Raw genomic sequence first — 17,120 nt, forward strand, 5'->3', positions numbered from 1 at the left:
CTAGAGCATTTCAAGGAAATAAACTAGAAATAACAATTAATATGATGGTTCAGAAATACCTTTTGATAATCAATAAGATCTTCGGGATGAAGTGCGTTGACTCCATCCATTTCATATTTCCGATTTAATAAACGATATTTGTTTTCACCAAATTGATGAAAAGGGAGTAGTTGAACTTGGTCGATATTTAATGAGTTAAATAGAGTAGCGAATTCTTCTGCATCCTCTAAACTATTGTTAAAATCAGGAATAACCGGGATTCTTAAAACGATAGTTTTATGTTGAGAAAAGGCATAATGAATGTTTTTAATAATCATTTGATTAAAAACCCCAGTCACTTTTTTATGTTTTATAGAATTATAATGTTTTAGGTCTGTGTAGATAAAATCCACATATTGGATTAAATCAACAAATTTTTCATGATCAACAAAGGCAGTAGTTTCAATGGCAGTGTGTATGTGATGTTCTTTAGCTGACTTTAAGATGGCTTTAGCAAATTCAAACTGAGCAAATATTTCACCTCCAGATAAAGTTAACCCCCCACCGGATTCTTCGTAAAATTCCTTGTCTTTCAATACTTCTGTAATAATTTCTTCTACAGTTTTCTCTTCACCGACTAAGGTGAATTTCTCTCGTTGAGCATCTTTCATTTTTTCAGGTTTCATTCTTTGAGATTCAGGATTAGAACACCATGGACAGCGCAGAGGACATCCTTTTAAAAAAACAGTTGTACGAATACCTGGACCGTCATGAATTGAAAAGTGTTGAATATTAAAAATAATTCCTTTAGATATTTCCATAAGAGTTCCTCCTCTTCATAAGTCTATCCTATCACAAAAACGAAAGAAAAACAATTACGAACGAAAGTTCAATTTGTTGTTTTTTGCTTTTTATTTTGGTAGAATAAAACGGAGGTGTAAAATGAAAAGATTGGAACAAATTATTAAATTAGTATCAGAATATGAAAAGATTGATGTTAATACATTATCGGAAAAATTAAATGTATCGAAAGTAACGATTAGAAAAGATTTAGATAAATTAGAGTCAAAAGGTTTGTTACACAGAGAGCATGGATATGCTGTGTTAAATAGTGGAGATGACTTAAATGTACGCTTGTCAATTAATTATGAAATTAAGAGAAAAATTGTTCAAGAAGCAGTAAAATTGGTATCAGATAATGAAACAATAATGATAGAATCTGGTTCAACCTGTGCCTTACTTGCTGAGGAAATTTGCAAGCAAAAAAGAAATGTCACTATTGTAACAAATTCATTTTTTATAGCAAATTTTGTAAGAGGTTATGATTCATGTCGTGTTATTGTTCTTGGTGGAGAGTTTCAGAAAGATTCACAGGTTACCGTAGGACCTTTATTAAAAGAAATGATACAGACTTTTCATGTGCGTCAAGCTTTTGTTGGGACAGATGGCTACGATAAAGAGATGGGCTTTACAGGAAAAGATTTAATGCGCAGTGAGGTAGTTCAATATATTTCAGCAGCGTCGGATAAAGTCATTGTTCTAACTGACTCAAGTAAATTTGATAAAAGGGGGACAGTAAGAAGATTTGCTTTAAGTCAAGTCTATGAAGTAATAACAGACGAAAAACTTTCTAAACAAAATATAGCTACATTAGAAAATGCTGGGATAATGGTTAAGGTAGTTTCGTAAGAGGTTAAGTGTATGAATCAAGATAGGAATAAACTGCTCTCTAAAATTGCTTATCTGTATTATATTGAAAACTTAAATCAGTCACAAATAGCGGCAAAATTAGGAATTTATAGAACCTCTATTAGTAGAATGTTAACAGAAGCAAGGAATGCAGGAATTGTTAAAATTGAAATAGAGAATTTTGATACCAATATGTTTAAGTTGGAAAATTATGTAAAAGAAAAATATGGTCTGGAAAGTTTAGAAATTATTCCAAATGAATTTGATGATAATCCAACAATTTTATCTGAAAGAATTTCTCAAGTTGCAGCAGGTGTCCTTAGGAATTTAATTGATGATAATATGAAAATTGGCTTTTCTTGGGGGAAAAGTTTAAGTAATTTAGTAGATTTAATTCACAGTAAAAGTGTCCGAAATGTTCACTTCTATCCTCTAGCAGGAGGTCCTAGTCACATACACGCTAAATACCATGTGAATACACTGATCTATGAAATGTCTAGAAAATTTCATGGAGAGTGTACATTTATGAATGCAACGATTGTGCAAGAAAATAAATTGTTAGCAGATGGTATTTTGCAATCAAGATATTTTGAAGATTTGAAAAATAGTTGGAAAGATTTAGATATAGCTGTGGTTGGAATTGGTGATTTTAGTAATAAAGGAAAACATCAATGGTTAGACATGCTTACAGAGGATGACTTTAAAGAATTGACAAAAGTTAAAACTGTAGGGGAAATTTGTTGTCGATTCTTTGATTCAAAAGGTAAAGAAGTTTATGAGAACTTACAGGAAAGAACGATAGCAATCTCTTTAGAAGATTTAAAAAATATTCCTCAAAGTTTAGCTGTTGCTTACGGTGATACGAAAGTATCTGCGATTCTTTCTGTCTTGCGTGCTAATCTAGTAAATCATCTGATTACAGATAAAAATACAATTTTAAAAGTTTTAGAAGAAGATGGTGATTTTTCTTTTCGAAATATTTTATGTGAGTGAAAATGATAGACTGATTCAGTTTATCGTTTTTCTTTTTAGTAGATTGCACATTTGTGCTCATATAAATAAAAATAGTTTATTTGTTGTTTTTAGATTGACAAGTTTATTATGTAGTTGTATTCTATAGTTACAAAAGAAAATTTTAAAATTTCAAATGAAAAAAGCTTTTTACATAGTGAAATGAGGAGGAATTTATGGAAATTATTGTTCCAGATCAAATTATCATGGGTTTAATTTTATATGCTGGCGATGCGAAACAACATATTTATAAAGCATTAGATTACATAAAAAACGGTACATGTGAACGATGTGAAGAAGAAATCCAGTTAGCTGATGCAGCCTTATTAGAAGCCCATAATCTACAAACAAAATTCTTGGCACAGGAAGCGTCTGGTACAAAGACAGAAATAACAGCTCTCTTTGTTCATTCACAAGATCATCTCATGACTAGTATGACGGAGATTAATTTAATCAAAGAAATTATTAGTTTGAGAAAAGAACTTCATAAAAAATAATACTAGAGTATTAACATAGAGGAGGAAAATATAATGGTGAAGATTGGTTTGTTTTGTGCAGCAGGATTTTCTACTGGTATGCTTGTAAATAATATGAAAATTGCAGCGCAATCTAGTGGAGTTGAGGCAGAAATAGAGGCGTTTTCTCAGTCTAAATTAGCGGATTATGCCCCAAATCTAGATGTTGCACTATTGGGGCCTCAAGTTGCTTATACATTAGATAAATCAAAAGAAATTTGTGATAAGTGTGATGTTCCGATAGCTGTTATTCCGATGATGGACTATGGTATGTTAGATGGGAAAAAAGTATTAGATTTAGCCCTATCTTTAATTAGTGGGTAAGAAAAGGAGATTTATTATGGCAAAGATGGATGTTCAAAAAATCATTGCACCTATGATGAAGTTTGTGAATATGCGTGGTATTATAGCTCTAAAAGATGGTATGTTGGCTATTTTACCATTAACAGTAGTTGGGAGTTTGTTCTTAATTATGGGGCAATTACCCTTTGAAGGATTGAATCAAAGTATTGCTAGTGTATTTGGGGCAGACTGGACAGAGCCTTTTATGCAAGTCTATTCAGGAACTTTTGCTATTATGGGTCTAATTTCTTGTTTTTCAATTGCCTATTCTTATGCTAAGAATAGCGGAGTAGAGGCATTGCCAGCTGGGGTTCTTTCTGTATCTGCATTCTTTATTTTGCTAAGATCATCTTATATCCCTAAACAAGGTGAGGCGATTGGGGACGCTATTAGTAAAGTTTGGTTTGGAGGTCAAGGAATTATCGGTGCTATCATTATAGGTTTGGTAGTAGGAAGTATTTATACCTTCTTTATAAAGAGAAAAATTGTTATTAAGATGCCAGAACAAGTTCCACAAGCTATTGCCAAACAGTTTGAAGCAATGATTCCAGCATTTGTAATTTTCTTATCTTCTATGATTGTATATATTTTAGCGAAGTCATTGACTAATGGCGGAACATTTATTGAAATGATTTATTCTGTTATTCAGGTTCCGTTGCAAGGTTTAACTGGATCGTTGTATGGTGCGATTGGAATTGCCTTCTTTATATCATTTTTGTGGTGGTTTGGTGTTCATGGGCAATCGGTAGTAAATGGAGTAGTGACAGCTCTGCTTTTATCTAATCTTGATGCTAATAAAGCTATGTTAGCCTCTGGTAATCTATCATTAGAAAATGGAGCACATATTGTTACTCAACAGTTTTTAGATTCATTTTTAATTCTATCTGGTTCAGGGATTACGTTTGGTCTTGTAGTTGCCATGCTTTTTGCAGCAAAATCTAAACAGTACCAAGCGTTAGGGAAAGTAGCAGCTTTTCCAGCAATATTTAACGTAAATGAGCCAGTTGTATTTGGATTTCCGATTGTCATGAATCCAGTTATGTTTGTACCTTTCATTCTTGTTCCTGTACTTGCAGCTGTTATAGTATATGGAGCTATTGCAACAGGTTTCATGCAGCCATTTTCAGGAGTTACCTTACCTTGGAGCACCCCAGCTATTATATCAGGATTTATGGTTGGTGGATGGCAAGGTGTTGTGACTCAGTTATTAGTATTGGCGATGTCTACAGTGGTTTATTTTCCATTCTTTAAGATACAAGATCGTTTAGCTTACCAAAATGAAATCAAACAATCTTAGAGGCATTTGTGTGTTACTGTTAAACTCACACATTTGTGCTAAAAATTAGGGAGTTAGAGTTTTTCTAGTTAAAAGCTTGAAATTCTCTAAAAAATTAGGTATTATATTTTCGAAAGAAACAAAAATATTTTCGAAAGAAAGGTGCTTACGATGGTAAATAAAGAAGTAGCAAGAACAACAATCAAGACAGAATATTTTGGCAGCCTTACTGAAAGGATGAACAAATATCGAGAAGATGTTTTAAATAAAAAACCTTATATTGATGCTGAAAGAGCAGTTCTAGCAACACGCGCTTATGATCGATATAAGGAACAACCTAATGTCCTAAAACGCGCCTATATGCTCAAAGAAATTTTGGAAAATATGACTATCTATATCGAAGAAGAATCTATGATTGCGGGAAATCAGGCTTCTTCCAATAAAGATGCTCCTATTTTTCCAGAATATACGCTAGAATTTGTTCTCAATGAGTTGGATCTTTTTGAAAAGCGTGATGGAGATGTTTTCTATATTACTGAAGAAACAAAAGAACAACTTAGAAGTATTGCTCCGTTTTGGGAAAATAATAATTTACGTGCGAGAGCTGGTGCCTTGTTACCTGAAGAAGTGTCTGTTTATATGGAAACAGGATTCTTCGGTATGGAAGGTAAGATGAACTCTGGAGATGCTCACTTAGCAGTTAACTATCAGAAACTGTTGCAATTTGGTTTAAGAGGTTTTGAAGAGCGGGCTCGTAAAGCGAAAGCAGCACTAGATTTAACAGATCCAGCAAGTATTGATAAATATCATTTTTACGACTCTATATTTATCGTAATCGATGCTATTAAAGTATATGCAAATCGCTTTGTTGATCTTGCTAAAAGTTTAGCCGAAAATGCAAATCCTAAACGTAAGAAAGAATTACTTGAGATTGCAGATATTTGTTCTCGAGTCCCATATGAACCGGCAACTACTTTTGCAGAAGCTATTCAATCAGTTTGGTTTATTCAATGTATTTTACAAATTGAATCTAATGGCCACTCTCTTTCATATGGCCGTTTTGATCAATATATGTATCCATATATGAAGGCTGATTTAGAAAGTGGTAAAGAAACAGAAGATAGCATTGTTGAACGTCTGACAAATCTCTGGATTAAGACAATTACAATTAATAAGGTTCGCAGTCAAGCACATACATTTTCTTCAGCAGGAAGTCCTTTATATCAAAATGTTACAATTGGTGGACAGACTCGAGATAAGAAGGATGCTGTTAACCCATTATCTTATTTGGTATTAAAATCAGTTGCACAAACCCATCTACCGCAACCTAATCTAACTGTACGTTATCATGCAGGTTTAGATGCTCGTTTCATGAATGAGTGTATTGAAGTGATGAAACTTGGTTTTGGTATGCCTGCATTTAATAATGATGAGATTATTATTCCTTCTTTTATTGCAAAAGGAGTATTGGAAGATGATGCTTATGATTACAGTGCCATTGGATGTGTTGAAACGGCAGTTCCAGGGAAATGGGGCTATCGTTGCACAGGTATGAGTTATATGAACTTCCCTAAGGTTCTACTTATCACGATGAATGATGGAATTGATCCGGCTTCGGGTAAACGATTTGCACCAAGCTTTGGTCATTTTAAGGATATGAAGAACTTTTCTGAATTAGAAAATGCTTGGGATAAAACACTAAGATATTTGACACGAATGAGTGTTATTGTTGAAAATTCTATTGATTTATCATTGGAACGAGAAGTTCCTGATATTCTATGTTCAGCATTGACTGATAATTGTATTGGTCGTGGAAAACACCTTAAAGAAGGTGGAGCAGTATATGATTATATATCAGGTTTGCAAGTTGGAATTGCAAATTTGTCGGATTCATTAGCTGCAATTAAAAAATTGGTATTTGAGGAAGAACGTATAAGCCCAAGTCAGCTTTGGCATGCACTGGAAACAGATTATGCCGGAGAAGAAGGTAAGGTCATTCAAGAAATGTTGATTCATGATGCACCTAAGTACGGTAATGATGATGATTATGCTGACAAATTGGTTACTGCTGCTTATGACATTTATGTTGATGAAATTGCTAAATATCCTAATACACGTTATGGAAGAGGTCCTATTGGAGGAATTCGTTATTCAGGAACATCTTCTATCTCAGCCAACGTAGGACAGGGACGTGGAACATTAGCAACGCCAGATGGACGCAACGCGGGTACACCGTTAGCAGAGGGTTGTTCACCATCACATAATATGGATCAACACGGCCCTACATCTGTTTTAAAATCTGTTTCAAAATTACCAACAGATGAAATCGTAGGTGGGGTTCTCTTAAATCAGAAAGTAAATCCTCAAACGTTAGCCAAAGAAGAAGATAAATTAAAACTAATTGCTTTGTTACGAACATTCTTTAATCGTTTACATGGGTACCATATTCAATACAATGTTGTTTCCAGAGAGACGTTGATTGACGCTCAGAAACATCCTGAAAAACACAGAGACTTAATTGTTCGTGTTGCAGGATACTCTGCATTCTTCAATGTTCTTTCTAAGGCAACCCAAGATGATATTATAGGACGTACTGAGCATACATTGTAAAATAAAGAGGTTCTTTTTATGGAATTTATGCTTGACACATTAAATTTAGATGAGATTAAAAAATGGTCTGAAATTTTACCGCTAGCTGGGGTAACTTCAAATCCCACTATTGCAAAAAGAGAGGGCTCTATTAATTTTTTTGAACGAATCAAAGATGTAAGAGAATTGATTGGCTCTGCACCCTCTATTCATGTTCAGGTGATTTCTCAAGATTTTGAAGGCATCTTAAAGGATGCTCATGAAATTCGTAGACAAGCAGGAGATGATATATTTATCAAAGTACCTGTTACTCCTGCTGGATTACGTGCAATAAAGGTGCTAAAAAAAGAGGGCTACCATATCACTGCAACAGCTATTTATACAGTTATTCAGGGATTATTAGCTATCGAAGCAGGAGCCGATTACCTAGCTCCATATTATAATAGAATGGAAAATCTGAACATTGATTCAAATTCTGTCATTCGTCAATTAGCTCTTGCTATTGATAGACAGAACTCTCCTAGTAAGATTTTAGCTGCATCCTTTAAAAATGTAGCACAAGTAAATAATGCTTTAGCTGCAGGTGCGCATGCTGTTACAGCAGGAGCAGATGTTTTTGAATCAGCTTTCGCCATGCCATCTATCCAAAAGGCGGTTGATGATTTTTCTGACGATTGGTTTGTTATTCAAAATAGTCGTTCCGTTTAGATAGAGAGGGAATACATATGAGAATTTTTGCTAGCCCTTCTAGATATATTCAAGGGGAAAATGCCTTGTTTGAAAATGCCAAATCAATATTGGATTTGGGAAATCGTCCTATTCTATTATGCGATCAGCTGGTTTATGATATTGTTGGAAAACGATTTGAAGATTACCTACATAGGTATGGTTTCCGTATTGTTCTAGCCCAGTTTAATGGTGAAGCTTCTGACAATGAAATCAATCGAGTTGTTGCCTTAGCTGAGAAAGAAAATTGTGATAGTATTATCGGGCTTGGTGGTGGAAAGACGATTGATAGTGCAAAAGCTATTGCAGATTTGATTGAAAAGCCTGTTATTATTGCTCCAACAATTGCATCGACCGACGCACCTGTATCTGCTTTATCTGTTATTTATACAGATGAAGGTGCATTTGATCATTATCTATTTTATTCTAAAAATCCAGATTTAGTTTTGGTTGATACAAAAGTTATTTCACAATCCCCTAAGCGTTTATTAGCGTCTGGTATTGCAGATGGTTTAGCAACTTGGGTTGAGGCGCGTGCGGTTATGCAGGCAAATGGAAAAACTATGTTAGGACAACAACAAACGTTGGCTGGAGTTGCAATTGCGAAGAAATGTGAAGAAACGCTGTTTGCAGATGGTTTACAGGCTATGGCAGCTTGTGAAGCTAAAGTGGTGACACCAGCATTAGAAAATATTGTTGAAGCTAATACTTTATTGAGTGGCCTAGGTTTTGAAAGTGGAGGATTAGCTGCGGCGCATGCAATTCATAATGGTTTTACTGCATTGACAGGTGACATTCATCATTTAACACATGGTGAAAAAGTAGCTTATGGAACTTTGGTACAACTATTATTGGAAAATAGACCTAAAGAAGAACTTGATAAGTATATTGAGTTTTACAAAAAAATTGGCATGCCAACAACTCTAAAAGAAATGCATTTAGATCAAGTTGGATATGATGATTTAATAAAAGTTGGTAAACAAGCAACTATGGAGGGTGAGACAATCCATCAGATGCCGTTTAAGATTTCGCCTTCAGATGTTGCTCAAGCTATCATCGCTGTAGACGCCTATGTAAATTCAAAATAAACAATAAGGACTACTGTTTTCCAAATGGTAGTCTTTTATTGATCCTCGTATTGAATCCGACGTTCTTCATAAATCAAAAAGCGACATAGGTTGTCGGCTATTTATTATAAATACATTAATTAGCATTCCAGTCGTATCTTCGGTCTAAAGTTAGTATTTTGTGTTATAAGAGATAAGCTTCTTATTTTGCTCTTTGATTTCCCGCATAACAATAAGATAAAAAAGTGGGTGACAGAGCAATTCAGAGCCATCAAAATTAATGAAATACAGTATACAGTTTTTTCTTTTAACACATTTCAAATTCCCTCAAAAATGGTATAATAGTAACATCACAAAATTGGAGAGAGACCATGAGTTTTTACAATCATAAAGAAATTGAGCCTAAGTGGCAGGGCTACTGGGCAGAACATCATACATTTAAGACAGGAACAGATGCATCAAAACCGAAGTTTTATGCTCTTGATATGTTCCCTTATCCATCTGGAGCGGGTCTGCACGTAGGACACCCAGAAGGCTATACTGCAACCGATATCCTCAGCCGTTTCAAACGTGCGCAAGGCTACAATGTCCTTCACCCAATGGGTTGGGATGCTTTTGGTTTGCCTGCAGAGCAATACGCTATGGATACTGGTAATGACCCAGCAGAATTTACAGCGGAAAACATTGCTAACTTCAAACGCCAAATCAATGCGCTTGGATTTTCTTATGACTGGGATCGTGAAGTCAATACAACAGATCCAAACTACTACAAGTGGACGCAATGGATTTTCACCAAACTTTACGAAAAAGGCTTGGCCTATGAAGCGGAAGTGCCAGTAAACTGGGTTGAGGAATTGGGAACTGCCATCGCCAACGAAGAAGTGCTTCCTGACGGAACTTCTGAGCGTGGAGGCTATCCAGTTGTCCGCAAACCAATGCGCCAATGGATGCTCAAAATCACGGCTTACGCGGAGCGCTTGCTCAATGACTTAGATGAACTAGATTGGCCAGAGTCTATCAAGGATATGCAACGCAACTGGATTGGGAAGTCAACTGGTGCCAATGTAACTTTCAAGGTTAAGGGAACTGATAAGGAATTTACAGTCTTTACTACTCGTCCGGACACCCTTTTCGGTGCGACTTTCACTGTCTTGGCTCCTGAGCATGAACTAGTAGATGCCATCACAAGCACAGAGCAAGCAGAGGCAGTAGCAGACTATAAACACCAAGCTAGCCTCAAGTCTGACTTGGCTCGTACAGACCTTGCTAAAGAAAAAACAGGGGTTTGGACTGGTGCTTATGCCATCAACCCTGTCAATGGTAAGGAAACTCCAATCTGGATTGCCGACTATGTTCTTGCTAGCTATGGTACAGGTGCGGTAATGGCTGTGCCAGCCCATGACCAACGTGACTGGGAATTTGCCAAACAATTTGACCTTCCAATCGTAGAAGTACTTGAAGGTGGAAATATTGAAGAAGCTGCCTACACAGAAGATGGCCTTCACGTTAATTCAGACTTCCTAGATGGATTGAATAAAGAAGACGCAATTGCTAAGATTGTGGCTTGGTTGGAAGAAAAAGGCTGTGGACAAGAGAAGGTTACCTACCGTCTCCGTGACTGGCTCTTTAGCCGTCAACGTTATTGGGGTGAGCCGATTCCAATCATTCATTGGGAAGACGGAACTTCAACAGCTGTTCCAGAAAGTGAATTGCCACTTGTCTTGCCTGTAACTAAGGATATCCGCCCTTCAGGTACTGGGGAAAGTCCACTAGCTAACTTGACAGACTGGCTTGAAGTGACTCGTGAAGATGGCGTCAAAGGTCGTCGCGAAACCAATACTATGCCACAGTGGGCAGGTTCAAGCTGGTACTACCTCCGTTATATTGACCCACACAATACTGAGAAATTGGCTGATGAGGACCTTCTCAAACAATGGTTGCCAGTAGATATCTACGTGGGTGGTGCAGAGCATGCTGTACTTCACTTGCTTTACGCTCGTTTCTGGCATAAATTCCTCTATGACCTCGGTGTGGTTCCAACAAAAGAGCCATTCCAAAAACTCTTTAACCAAGGAATGATCTTGGGAACAAGCTACCGTGATCACCGTGGGGCTCTTGTGGCGACTGACAAGGTTGAAAAACGTGACGGTTCCTTCTTCCATGTGGAAACAGGAGAAGAGTTGGAGCAAGCACCAGCCAAGATGTCTAAATCTCTTAAGAACGTTGTCAACCCAGACGATGTGGTGGAACAATACGGTGCCGATACCCTTCGTGTCTATGAAATGTTTATGGGACCACTTGATGCTTCGATCGCTTGGTCAGAAGAAGGTCTGGAAGGAAGCCGTAAATTCCTTGACCGTGTTTACCGTTTGATTACAAGTAAGGAAATTGTTTCAGAAAACAATGACTCTCTCGACAAGGTCTACAACGAAACCGTTAAAGCTGTCACAGAGCAAATCGAATCATTGAAATTCAACACAGCCATTGCCCAACTTATGGTCTTTGTCAACGCGGCTAACAAGGAAGACAAGCTCTATGTTGACTACGCCAAAGGATTTATCCAAATGATTGCACCATTTGCGCCTCACTTGGCAGAAGAACTTTGGCAAACTGTTGCAGCAACAGGTGAGTCAATCTCTTACGTGGCTTGGCCAACATGGGACGCAAGCAAATTGGTTGAAGACGAAATCGAAATCGTTGTCCAAATCAAAGGAAAAGTCCGCGCTAAACTCATGGTCGCTAAAGACTTGTCACGCGAAGAATTGCAAGAAATTGCTCTCGCTGATGAAAAAGTCAAAGCAGAAATTGACGGTAAGGACATCGTGAAAGTAATTGCGGTACCGAATAAATTGGTTAATATTGTTGTGAAATAAGATAGGAATCCTTCAGAGTAGAATCTGGAGGATTTTTTGAATCTTTTTATGAAAGTATGGTATACTATGGGCAACTATAAAGTTTGAAAAGTGAAACAAGGAGAAAGTTATGCCAGTAAACGAATATGGTCAGATGATTGGGGAGTCAATGGAAGGTTATACACCCGGTGCACTGCCTTCTATTGATTTCTTAGAAGGGCGTTATGCTCGAATAGAAGCTCTTTCAGTGGAGAAGCATGCGGAGGATTTATTAGCTGTTTATGGCCCTGATACGCCTCGGGAGATGTGGACCTACCTCTTTCAGGAACCAGTGGCAGATATGGAGGAGCTGGTTACCCTTTTAAATCAGATGTTAGCTCGTAAGGACCGTTTTTACTATGCAATCATAGACAAGGCAACTGGTAAGGCTTTGGGAACTTTTTCTCTCATGCGCATTGATCAGAATAACCGAGTGATAGAAGTGGGAGCAGTCACTTTTTCTCCAGAACTCAGGGGGACACGAATAGGGACAGAAGCTCAGTATCTCCTGGCACGCTATGTCTTTGAGGAGCTGAACTATCGTCGTTATGAGTGGAAATGCGATGCCTTAAATCTGCCATCCAGACGAGCAGCGGAACGTTTAGGCTTTATTTATGAAGGAACCTTCCGTCAGGCAGTGGTTTATAAGGGACGGACGAGGGATACGGATTGGTTGTCTATGATTGATAAGGACTGGCCCAAAGTCAAAAATCGTTTGGAAACATGGTTGCGTCCTGAAAATTTTGATAAAAATGGACAGCAGTACAAGAGCTTGAGAGAGCTTTAAGAGGTGTTGAGATGATTACTATTAAAAAGCAAGAAATTGTCAAGCTAGAGGATGTTTTGCATCTCTATCAGGCTATCGGTTGGACAAATTATACCCATCAACCTCAGATGCTGGAGCAGGCCTTATCTCATTCATTAGTGATTTATGTGGCGCTTGATGGCGATGCTGTGGTGGGCTTGATTCGTTTGGTTGGAGATGGATTTTCATCAGTTTTTGTACAGGATTTGATTGTTTTGCCTAGCTATCAGCGCCAAGGGATTGGTAGCTCCTTGATGAAAGAGGCTTTAAAAGATTACAAAGATGCCTATCAAGTCCAGCTGGTGACAGAAGAGACAGAAAGAACCTTGGAATTCTATCGTTTTATGGGCTTTGAAACCTTATCTACCTATGATTGTACAGGAATGATTTGGGTAAACAGAGAAAAATAACAAAACTTGTTTTTTCTTAAGCAAAGTTTAAGGATGGTCTAGTATCATATAGTCATTAAATAAAGACCTCCTAACTTTATTTAATGAAATCCTAAAACTTTTTTTCATCATAATCTCCTAATGAAGTCACCTAATCAGGTGGCTTTTTTGTGAGGTGAGGTGATGGTTATAGTGATTTTCTACAAAATGGTAGAATCTGAGAAAAGTTAAGCTAGTTTTAAGCTTTGTCTTGTATCATATAGTTATTAAATAAAGACCTCCTAACTTTATTTAATAAAATCCTAAACTTTTCTTTTTCATAATAATCTCCCTTAACTCCACCCAATCAGGTGGAGTTTTTTTGCTTTATTTCAGGCTTTTGGGGAGTTTTATAAACATCATTTTCCGATATTTTCAGGTATTTTTCGGATTTTGGTCGGGGAATTGGCGGGGACTTTTTGAGATTTTGGCGGGGATTTTTTAGCGAATATGACTAAGAAATAGGTCTGTTGTCGCTTCAGTTACTTCAAACTCAATTTGATTGTAAGTGACTGTTAATTGAAGGACTGGAACTGCTGTAATAATGATTTTGCTTGTCCAGTAGTGGCGTATTAAATGAGGAGTGACATGTAAGATTGTCTATTCGTTTACTAAATCAAAATTTCTATGAAATTGATAGAATCCCTAATTTTCTCTTAAACTTGAAAGTCTTGTTGTACGGCGGTTAAAGATGATGTAAAACATTGACAAAATGTGTGAACTATGGGATAATGGAGAGGAATTAAGGATTAGTTCTATATCATGGACTAGAAAAGACCCCAAGCTAACTTCCACATTAAGCTCGGGGTCTTTTTTGACACTATCTATCTTTGTTTAGCCATTTATCGACTAAGCGAAGGATGACACCGACCACAATCGGTCCGATGATAGTTTTAAGGATTAGTTCCATCATGGGCTATCTCACCTCCTTTCGTAGGCGGTGTAGTAGTGCCGTAGAATATTATACCATATAAGTGCTAAACTCGGGAGTCACCCAATCAGGTGGAGTTTTTTGGCTCTATTTCAGGCTTTTCGGGAGTTTTCTAAACATCATTTTCCGATAACTTTCGCTTAATCTTGAACGTCTTGTCGTACAGCGGTTAAAGAGGATGTAAAGTTTTGACAAATTTTGTGAACTATGGGATAATAAAAGAGAATTAAGTATTGTGTCTATATCATAGGCTAGAAAAGACCCCAAGCTCACGTCCAAATAAGCTTGGGGTCTTTTTGACACTATTTGTCCTTGTTTAGCCATTTATCGACTAATCGAAGAATGACACCGACCACAATTGGTCCGATGATAGTTTTAAGTATTGTATCCATCATGGGCTAATTCACCTCCTTTCGCAGGCGGTGTAGCAGTGCCGTAAAATATTATATCACATAAGTGCTAAAGTCGGGAGGCACTCAATCAGGTGGAGTTTTTTTGCTCTATTTCAGGTTTTTCGGAAGTTTTCTAAATATCATTTTTCAATAGCTTTCTCTAAATCTTATAAACTTTATTGGACAGATTCTAAAGTTGGAGAAGCTGAATGGATGAGAATATAAACCTTTGACAAAATTCGTGAACTATGGGATAATAAAAAGGAATTGAGTACTAGTTCTATATCATAGGCTAGAAAAGACCCCAAGCTCACGACCAAATAAGCTTGAGGTCTTTTTTGACACTATTTGTCCTTGTTTAGCCATTTATCGACTATACGAAGAACGACGCCGACCACAATTGGTCCGATGATAGTTTTGAGTACTAATTCCATCATGGGCTATCTCACCTCCTTTCGCAGGCGGTGTAGCAGTGCCGAACAATATTATACCACATAAGTGCTAAACTTGGGAGTCACCCGATCGGGTGGCTTTTTTGTTTGTGGCTTGGTTTTTTGATATAATAGAGCCATGAGTAGAATTTTAGATAATGAGATAATGGGGGATGAGGAGTTGGTAGAACGCACGCTCCGTCCTCAGTATTTACGTGAATATATTGGGCAGGACAAGGCCAAGGACCAGCTCCAAATCTTTATTGAAGCTGCCAAAATGCGGGATGAAGCGCTGGATCATGTGCTCTTATTTGGACCTCCAGGCTTGGGGAAAACGACCATGGCTTTTGTTATTGCCAACGAACTGGGTGTCAATCTCAAGCAGACTTCGGGTCCAGTCATTGAAAAAGCTGGTGATCTAGTAGCGATTTTGAATGACTTAGAGCCTGGGGATGTCCTTTTTATTGATGAGATTCATCGCTTGCCCATGTCGGTGGAAGAGGTACTTTATAGTGCCATGGAGGACTTCTACATTGATATCATGATTGGGGCTGGTGAAGGCAGTCGCAGTGTTCATTTGGAGTTGCCACCTTTTACCTTGATTGGTGCGACGACTCGGGCTGGTATGCTCTCAAATCCACTACGGGCACGTTTTGGAATTACAGGGCATATGGAGTATTATGCTCATGCTGACTTGACAGAAATTGTTGAGCGGACGGCAGATATTTTTGAGATGGAAATAACTCATGAGGCAGCATCTGAGTTGGCCCTACGTAGTCGTGGAACTCCCCGTATTGCCAATCGTCTCCTCAAGCGCGTGCGCGATTTTGCCCAGATAATGGGGAATGGGGTTATCGATGATCTTATTACCGATAAGGCTTTGACTATGCTGGATGTTGACCATGAAGGTTTGGACTATGTGGATCAAAAAATCCTTCGCACCATGATTGAGATGTACGGTGGTGGCCCTGTCGGATTAGGAACTCTTTCTGTTAACATAGCAGAAGAACGTGAGACAGTTGAAGACATGTATGAGCCTTACTTGATTCAAAAAGGTTTTATCATGCGGACACGGTCTGGACGAGTGGCGACTGCTAAGGCATATGAGCATTTAGGTTATGAATACAGTGAAAAATAAGCAAGAAATTCTAGAGGCTTTTAGAAAAAATCCAGATATGATGGCTATTCTGACGATCATCCGAAACCTGGAGTTGACAGATTCCTGGTTGGCAGCAGGTTCTATCAGAAATTTTATCTGGAATCTCTTGTCAGACAAATCCCCTTTTGACTGTGAAACAGATGTAGATGTAATTTTCTTTGATCCAGATATTTCTTATGAGGAAACCCTGTCCCTAGAGAAAAAACTGCTAGAGGATTTTCCTCAGTACCAGTGGGAATTGAAAAATCAGGTCTATATGCACCAGCACAGCCCTCATACTGCTCCCTATAGCAGCTCTTGTGATGCCATGAGTAAGTATCCAGAACGGTGTACGGCAGTTGGACTACGCTTGAATGAAGAATTAGATTTTGAACTCTATGCACCTTATGGTTTGGAGGATATTTTGAATTTTCAAGTTCGTCCAACTCCTCATTTTTTAGAGAATGAAGACCGAATGGCTCTCTATCAAACACGATTATCCAAGAAAAATTGGCAGGAGAAATGGAAAAATTTGATTTTTTAAAATACTTAAGGAAACTTTAAGCTAGGAAGTGTATACTAAGTCCATAAGTTAAGAAGACCTTAACTTAAACTCCTAAAACTTTTTCATAATAATCTCCCTATAAAAAATAGAGTCGCCCAATCAGGCGGCTTATTTTTTTGGAAATGTGCTTTGTGCCTGAGAATAATACTCAATGAAAATCAAAGAGCAAACTAGGAAGCTAACCGCAGGTTGCTCAAAACACTGTTTTGAGGTTGCAGATAGAGCTGACGAAGTCAGTAACCATACCTACGGCAAGGCGACGTTGACGTGGTTTGAAGAGATTTTCGAAGAGTATAATTCTTATTGATGAACTGCTTGCAGTCTGAGAAAAAATGAGCTTGGATA

Annotated in this window: 17 protein-coding genes; 13 read left to right on the top strand and 4 right to left on the bottom strand. The window is 37.6% G+C overall.

Going from position 1 to position 17,120, the window contains the following annotated elements; all coding sequences use genetic code 11:
* Positions 1-23 precede the first annotated feature (23 nt).
* A complete protein-coding gene (locus tag HT730_RS00490) occupies positions 24-800 on the bottom strand; it encodes a glycyl-radical enzyme activating protein (RefSeq protein WP_000406173.1) in 777 nt (258 codons plus the stop codon).
* A 121-nt stretch (positions 801-921) separates the two neighbouring features.
* Between HT730_RS00490 and HT730_RS00495 the strand changes: the two genes are divergently transcribed.
* The 11 genes from HT730_RS00495 (at position 922) to HT730_RS00545 (ending at position 13,300) form a co-directional block, all read left to right on the top strand.
* Positions 922-1,668, top strand: coding sequence for a DeoR/GlpR family DNA-binding transcription regulator (locus HT730_RS00495; RefSeq protein WP_000824973.1), 747 nt, complete (start codon positions 922-924; stop codon positions 1,666-1,668).
* Positions 1,669-1,680: 12 nt separating this feature from the next.
* Complete coding sequence (locus HT730_RS00500) at positions 1,681-2,661, top strand: sugar-binding transcriptional regulator (RefSeq protein ID WP_001070837.1); 981 nt, start codon at positions 1,681-1,683, stop codon at positions 2,659-2,661.
* A gap of 194 nt (positions 2,662-2,855) precedes the next feature.
* On the top strand, positions 2,856-3,176 hold the full coding sequence (locus tag HT730_RS00505; protein WP_000402908.1) for a PTS lactose/cellobiose transporter subunit IIA: 321 nt from the start codon (positions 2,856-2,858) through the stop codon (positions 3,174-3,176).
* Between the two features lie 33 nt (positions 3,177-3,209).
* Positions 3,210-3,518: a PTS sugar transporter subunit IIB gene (locus HT730_RS00510; protein WP_000238723.1), complete on the top strand. Its 309-nt coding sequence runs from the start codon at positions 3,210-3,212 to the stop codon at positions 3,516-3,518.
* 16 nt (positions 3,519-3,534) lie between these two features.
* Complete coding sequence (locus HT730_RS00515; RefSeq protein WP_173306471.1) at positions 3,535-4,833, top strand: PTS sugar transporter subunit IIC; 1,299 nt, start codon at positions 3,535-3,537, stop codon at positions 4,831-4,833.
* A 150-nt stretch (positions 4,834-4,983) separates the two neighbouring features.
* Positions 4,984-7,422 carry a glycyl radical protein gene (locus HT730_RS00520; RefSeq protein WP_173306472.1) on the top strand — a complete coding sequence of 813 codons (2,439 nt, stop codon included), beginning with the start codon at positions 4,984-4,986 and terminating at the stop codon, positions 7,420-7,422.
* Positions 7,423-7,440: 18 nt separating this feature from the next.
* A complete protein-coding gene (locus HT730_RS00525; RefSeq protein WP_173306473.1) occupies positions 7,441-8,109 on the top strand; it encodes a fructose-6-phosphate aldolase in 669 nt (222 codons plus the stop codon).
* A gap of 17 nt (positions 8,110-8,126) precedes the next feature.
* Positions 8,127-9,215 (top strand): glycerol dehydrogenase, encoded by a 1,089-nt coding sequence (locus tag HT730_RS00530; protein WP_173306474.1) that lies wholly within the window; start codon positions 8,127-8,129, stop codon positions 9,213-9,215.
* Between the two features lie 350 nt (positions 9,216-9,565).
* Positions 9,566-12,067 (top strand): leucine--tRNA ligase, encoded by a 2,502-nt coding sequence (leuS, locus tag HT730_RS00535; protein WP_173306475.1) that lies wholly within the window; start codon positions 9,566-9,568, stop codon positions 12,065-12,067.
* A 109-nt stretch (positions 12,068-12,176) separates the two neighbouring features.
* Positions 12,177-12,872 carry a GNAT family protein gene (locus HT730_RS00540; RefSeq protein ID WP_173306476.1) on the top strand — a complete coding sequence of 232 codons (696 nt, stop codon included), beginning with the start codon at positions 12,177-12,179 and terminating at the stop codon, positions 12,870-12,872.
* 11 nt (positions 12,873-12,883) lie between these two features.
* Positions 12,884-13,300 (top strand): GNAT family N-acetyltransferase, encoded by a 417-nt coding sequence (locus tag HT730_RS00545; RefSeq protein ID WP_173306477.1) that lies wholly within the window; start codon positions 12,884-12,886, stop codon positions 13,298-13,300.
* An 838-nt stretch (positions 13,301-14,138) separates the two neighbouring features.
* On the opposite strand, the gene HT730_RS00550 is transcribed toward HT730_RS00545, so the two are convergent.
* The 3 genes from HT730_RS00550 to HT730_RS00560 form a co-directional block, all read right to left on the bottom strand.
* Positions 14,139-14,231, bottom strand: a complete 93-nt coding sequence (locus HT730_RS00550; protein WP_000970294.1) for a type I toxin-antitoxin system Fst family toxin — start codon at positions 14,229-14,231, stop codon at positions 14,139-14,141.
* Between the two features lie 320 nt (positions 14,232-14,551).
* A complete protein-coding gene (locus HT730_RS00555; protein ID WP_173306478.1) occupies positions 14,552-14,644 on the bottom strand; it encodes a type I toxin-antitoxin system Fst family toxin in 93 nt (30 codons plus the stop codon).
* Positions 14,645-14,985: 341 nt separating this feature from the next.
* On the bottom strand, positions 14,986-15,078 hold the full coding sequence (locus tag HT730_RS00560; protein ID WP_000970381.1) for a type I toxin-antitoxin system Fst family toxin: 93 nt from the start codon (positions 15,076-15,078) through the stop codon (positions 14,986-14,988).
* 133 nt (positions 15,079-15,211) lie between these two features.
* Between HT730_RS00560 and ruvB the strand changes: the two genes are divergently transcribed.
* A complete protein-coding gene (gene ruvB, locus HT730_RS00565) occupies positions 15,212-16,210 on the top strand; it encodes a Holliday junction branch migration DNA helicase RuvB (protein WP_345890418.1) in 999 nt (332 codons plus the stop codon).
* Complete coding sequence (locus tag HT730_RS00570; protein WP_173306479.1) at positions 16,191-16,754, top strand: nucleotidyltransferase family protein; 564 nt, start codon at positions 16,191-16,193, stop codon at positions 16,752-16,754. The genes ruvB and HT730_RS00570 overlap by 20 nt, the downstream gene beginning before the upstream one ends.
* Positions 16,755-17,120 lie beyond the last annotated feature (366 nt).

It is taken from the genome of Streptococcus sp. k-628, from assembly GCF_013277475.1.
GTDB lineage: Bacteria > Bacillota > Bacilli > Lactobacillales > Streptococcaceae > Streptococcus.

Bases quoted from the DNA above. Each gene is read 5' to 3' on its own strand.
- HT730_RS00505 (WP_000402908.1), top strand. From the start codon at position 2,856: ATGGAAATTATTGTTCCAGATCAAATTATCATGGGTTTAATTTTATAT.
- HT730_RS00550 (WP_000970294.1), bottom strand. From the start codon at position 14,231: ATGATGGAACTAATCCTTAAAACTATCATCGGACCGATTGTGGTCGGT.
- HT730_RS00530 (WP_173306474.1), top strand. From the start codon at position 8,127: ATGAGAATTTTTGCTAGCCCTTCTAGATATATTCAAGGGGAAAATGCC.
- HT730_RS00515 (WP_173306471.1), top strand. From the start codon at position 3,535: ATGGCAAAGATGGATGTTCAAAAAATCATTGCACCTATGATGAAGTTT.
- HT730_RS00500 (WP_001070837.1), top strand. From the start codon at position 1,681: ATGAATCAAGATAGGAATAAACTGCTCTCTAAAATTGCTTATCTGTAT.
- HT730_RS00545 (WP_173306477.1), top strand. From the start codon at position 12,884: ATGATTACTATTAAAAAGCAAGAAATTGTCAAGCTAGAGGATGTTTTG.
- ruvB (WP_345890418.1), top strand. From the start codon at position 15,212: ATGAGTAGAATTTTAGATAATGAGATAATGGGGGATGAGGAGTTGGTA.
- HT730_RS00540 (WP_173306476.1), top strand. From the start codon at position 12,177: ATGCCAGTAAACGAATATGGTCAGATGATTGGGGAGTCAATGGAAGGT.
- HT730_RS00495 (WP_000824973.1), top strand. From the start codon at position 922: ATGAAAAGATTGGAACAAATTATTAAATTAGTATCAGAATATGAAAAG.
- HT730_RS00555 (WP_173306478.1), bottom strand. From the start codon at position 14,644: ATGATGGATACAATACTTAAAACTATCATCGGACCAATTGTGGTCGGT.
- HT730_RS00570 (WP_173306479.1), top strand. From the start codon at position 16,191: ATGAATACAGTGAAAAATAAGCAAGAAATTCTAGAGGCTTTTAGAAAA.
- HT730_RS00525 (WP_173306473.1), top strand. From the start codon at position 7,441: ATGGAATTTATGCTTGACACATTAAATTTAGATGAGATTAAAAAATGG.
- HT730_RS00560 (WP_000970381.1), bottom strand. From the start codon at position 15,078: ATGATGGAATTAGTACTCAAAACTATCATCGGACCAATTGTGGTCGGC.
- HT730_RS00520 (WP_173306472.1), top strand. From the start codon at position 4,984: ATGGTAAATAAAGAAGTAGCAAGAACAACAATCAAGACAGAATATTTT.
- leuS (WP_173306475.1), top strand. From the start codon at position 9,566: ATGAGTTTTTACAATCATAAAGAAATTGAGCCTAAGTGGCAGGGCTAC.
- HT730_RS00510 (WP_000238723.1), top strand. From the start codon at position 3,210: ATGGTGAAGATTGGTTTGTTTTGTGCAGCAGGATTTTCTACTGGTATG.
- HT730_RS00490 (WP_000406173.1), bottom strand. From the start codon at position 800: ATGGAAATATCTAAAGGAATTATTTTTAATATTCAACACTTTTCAATT.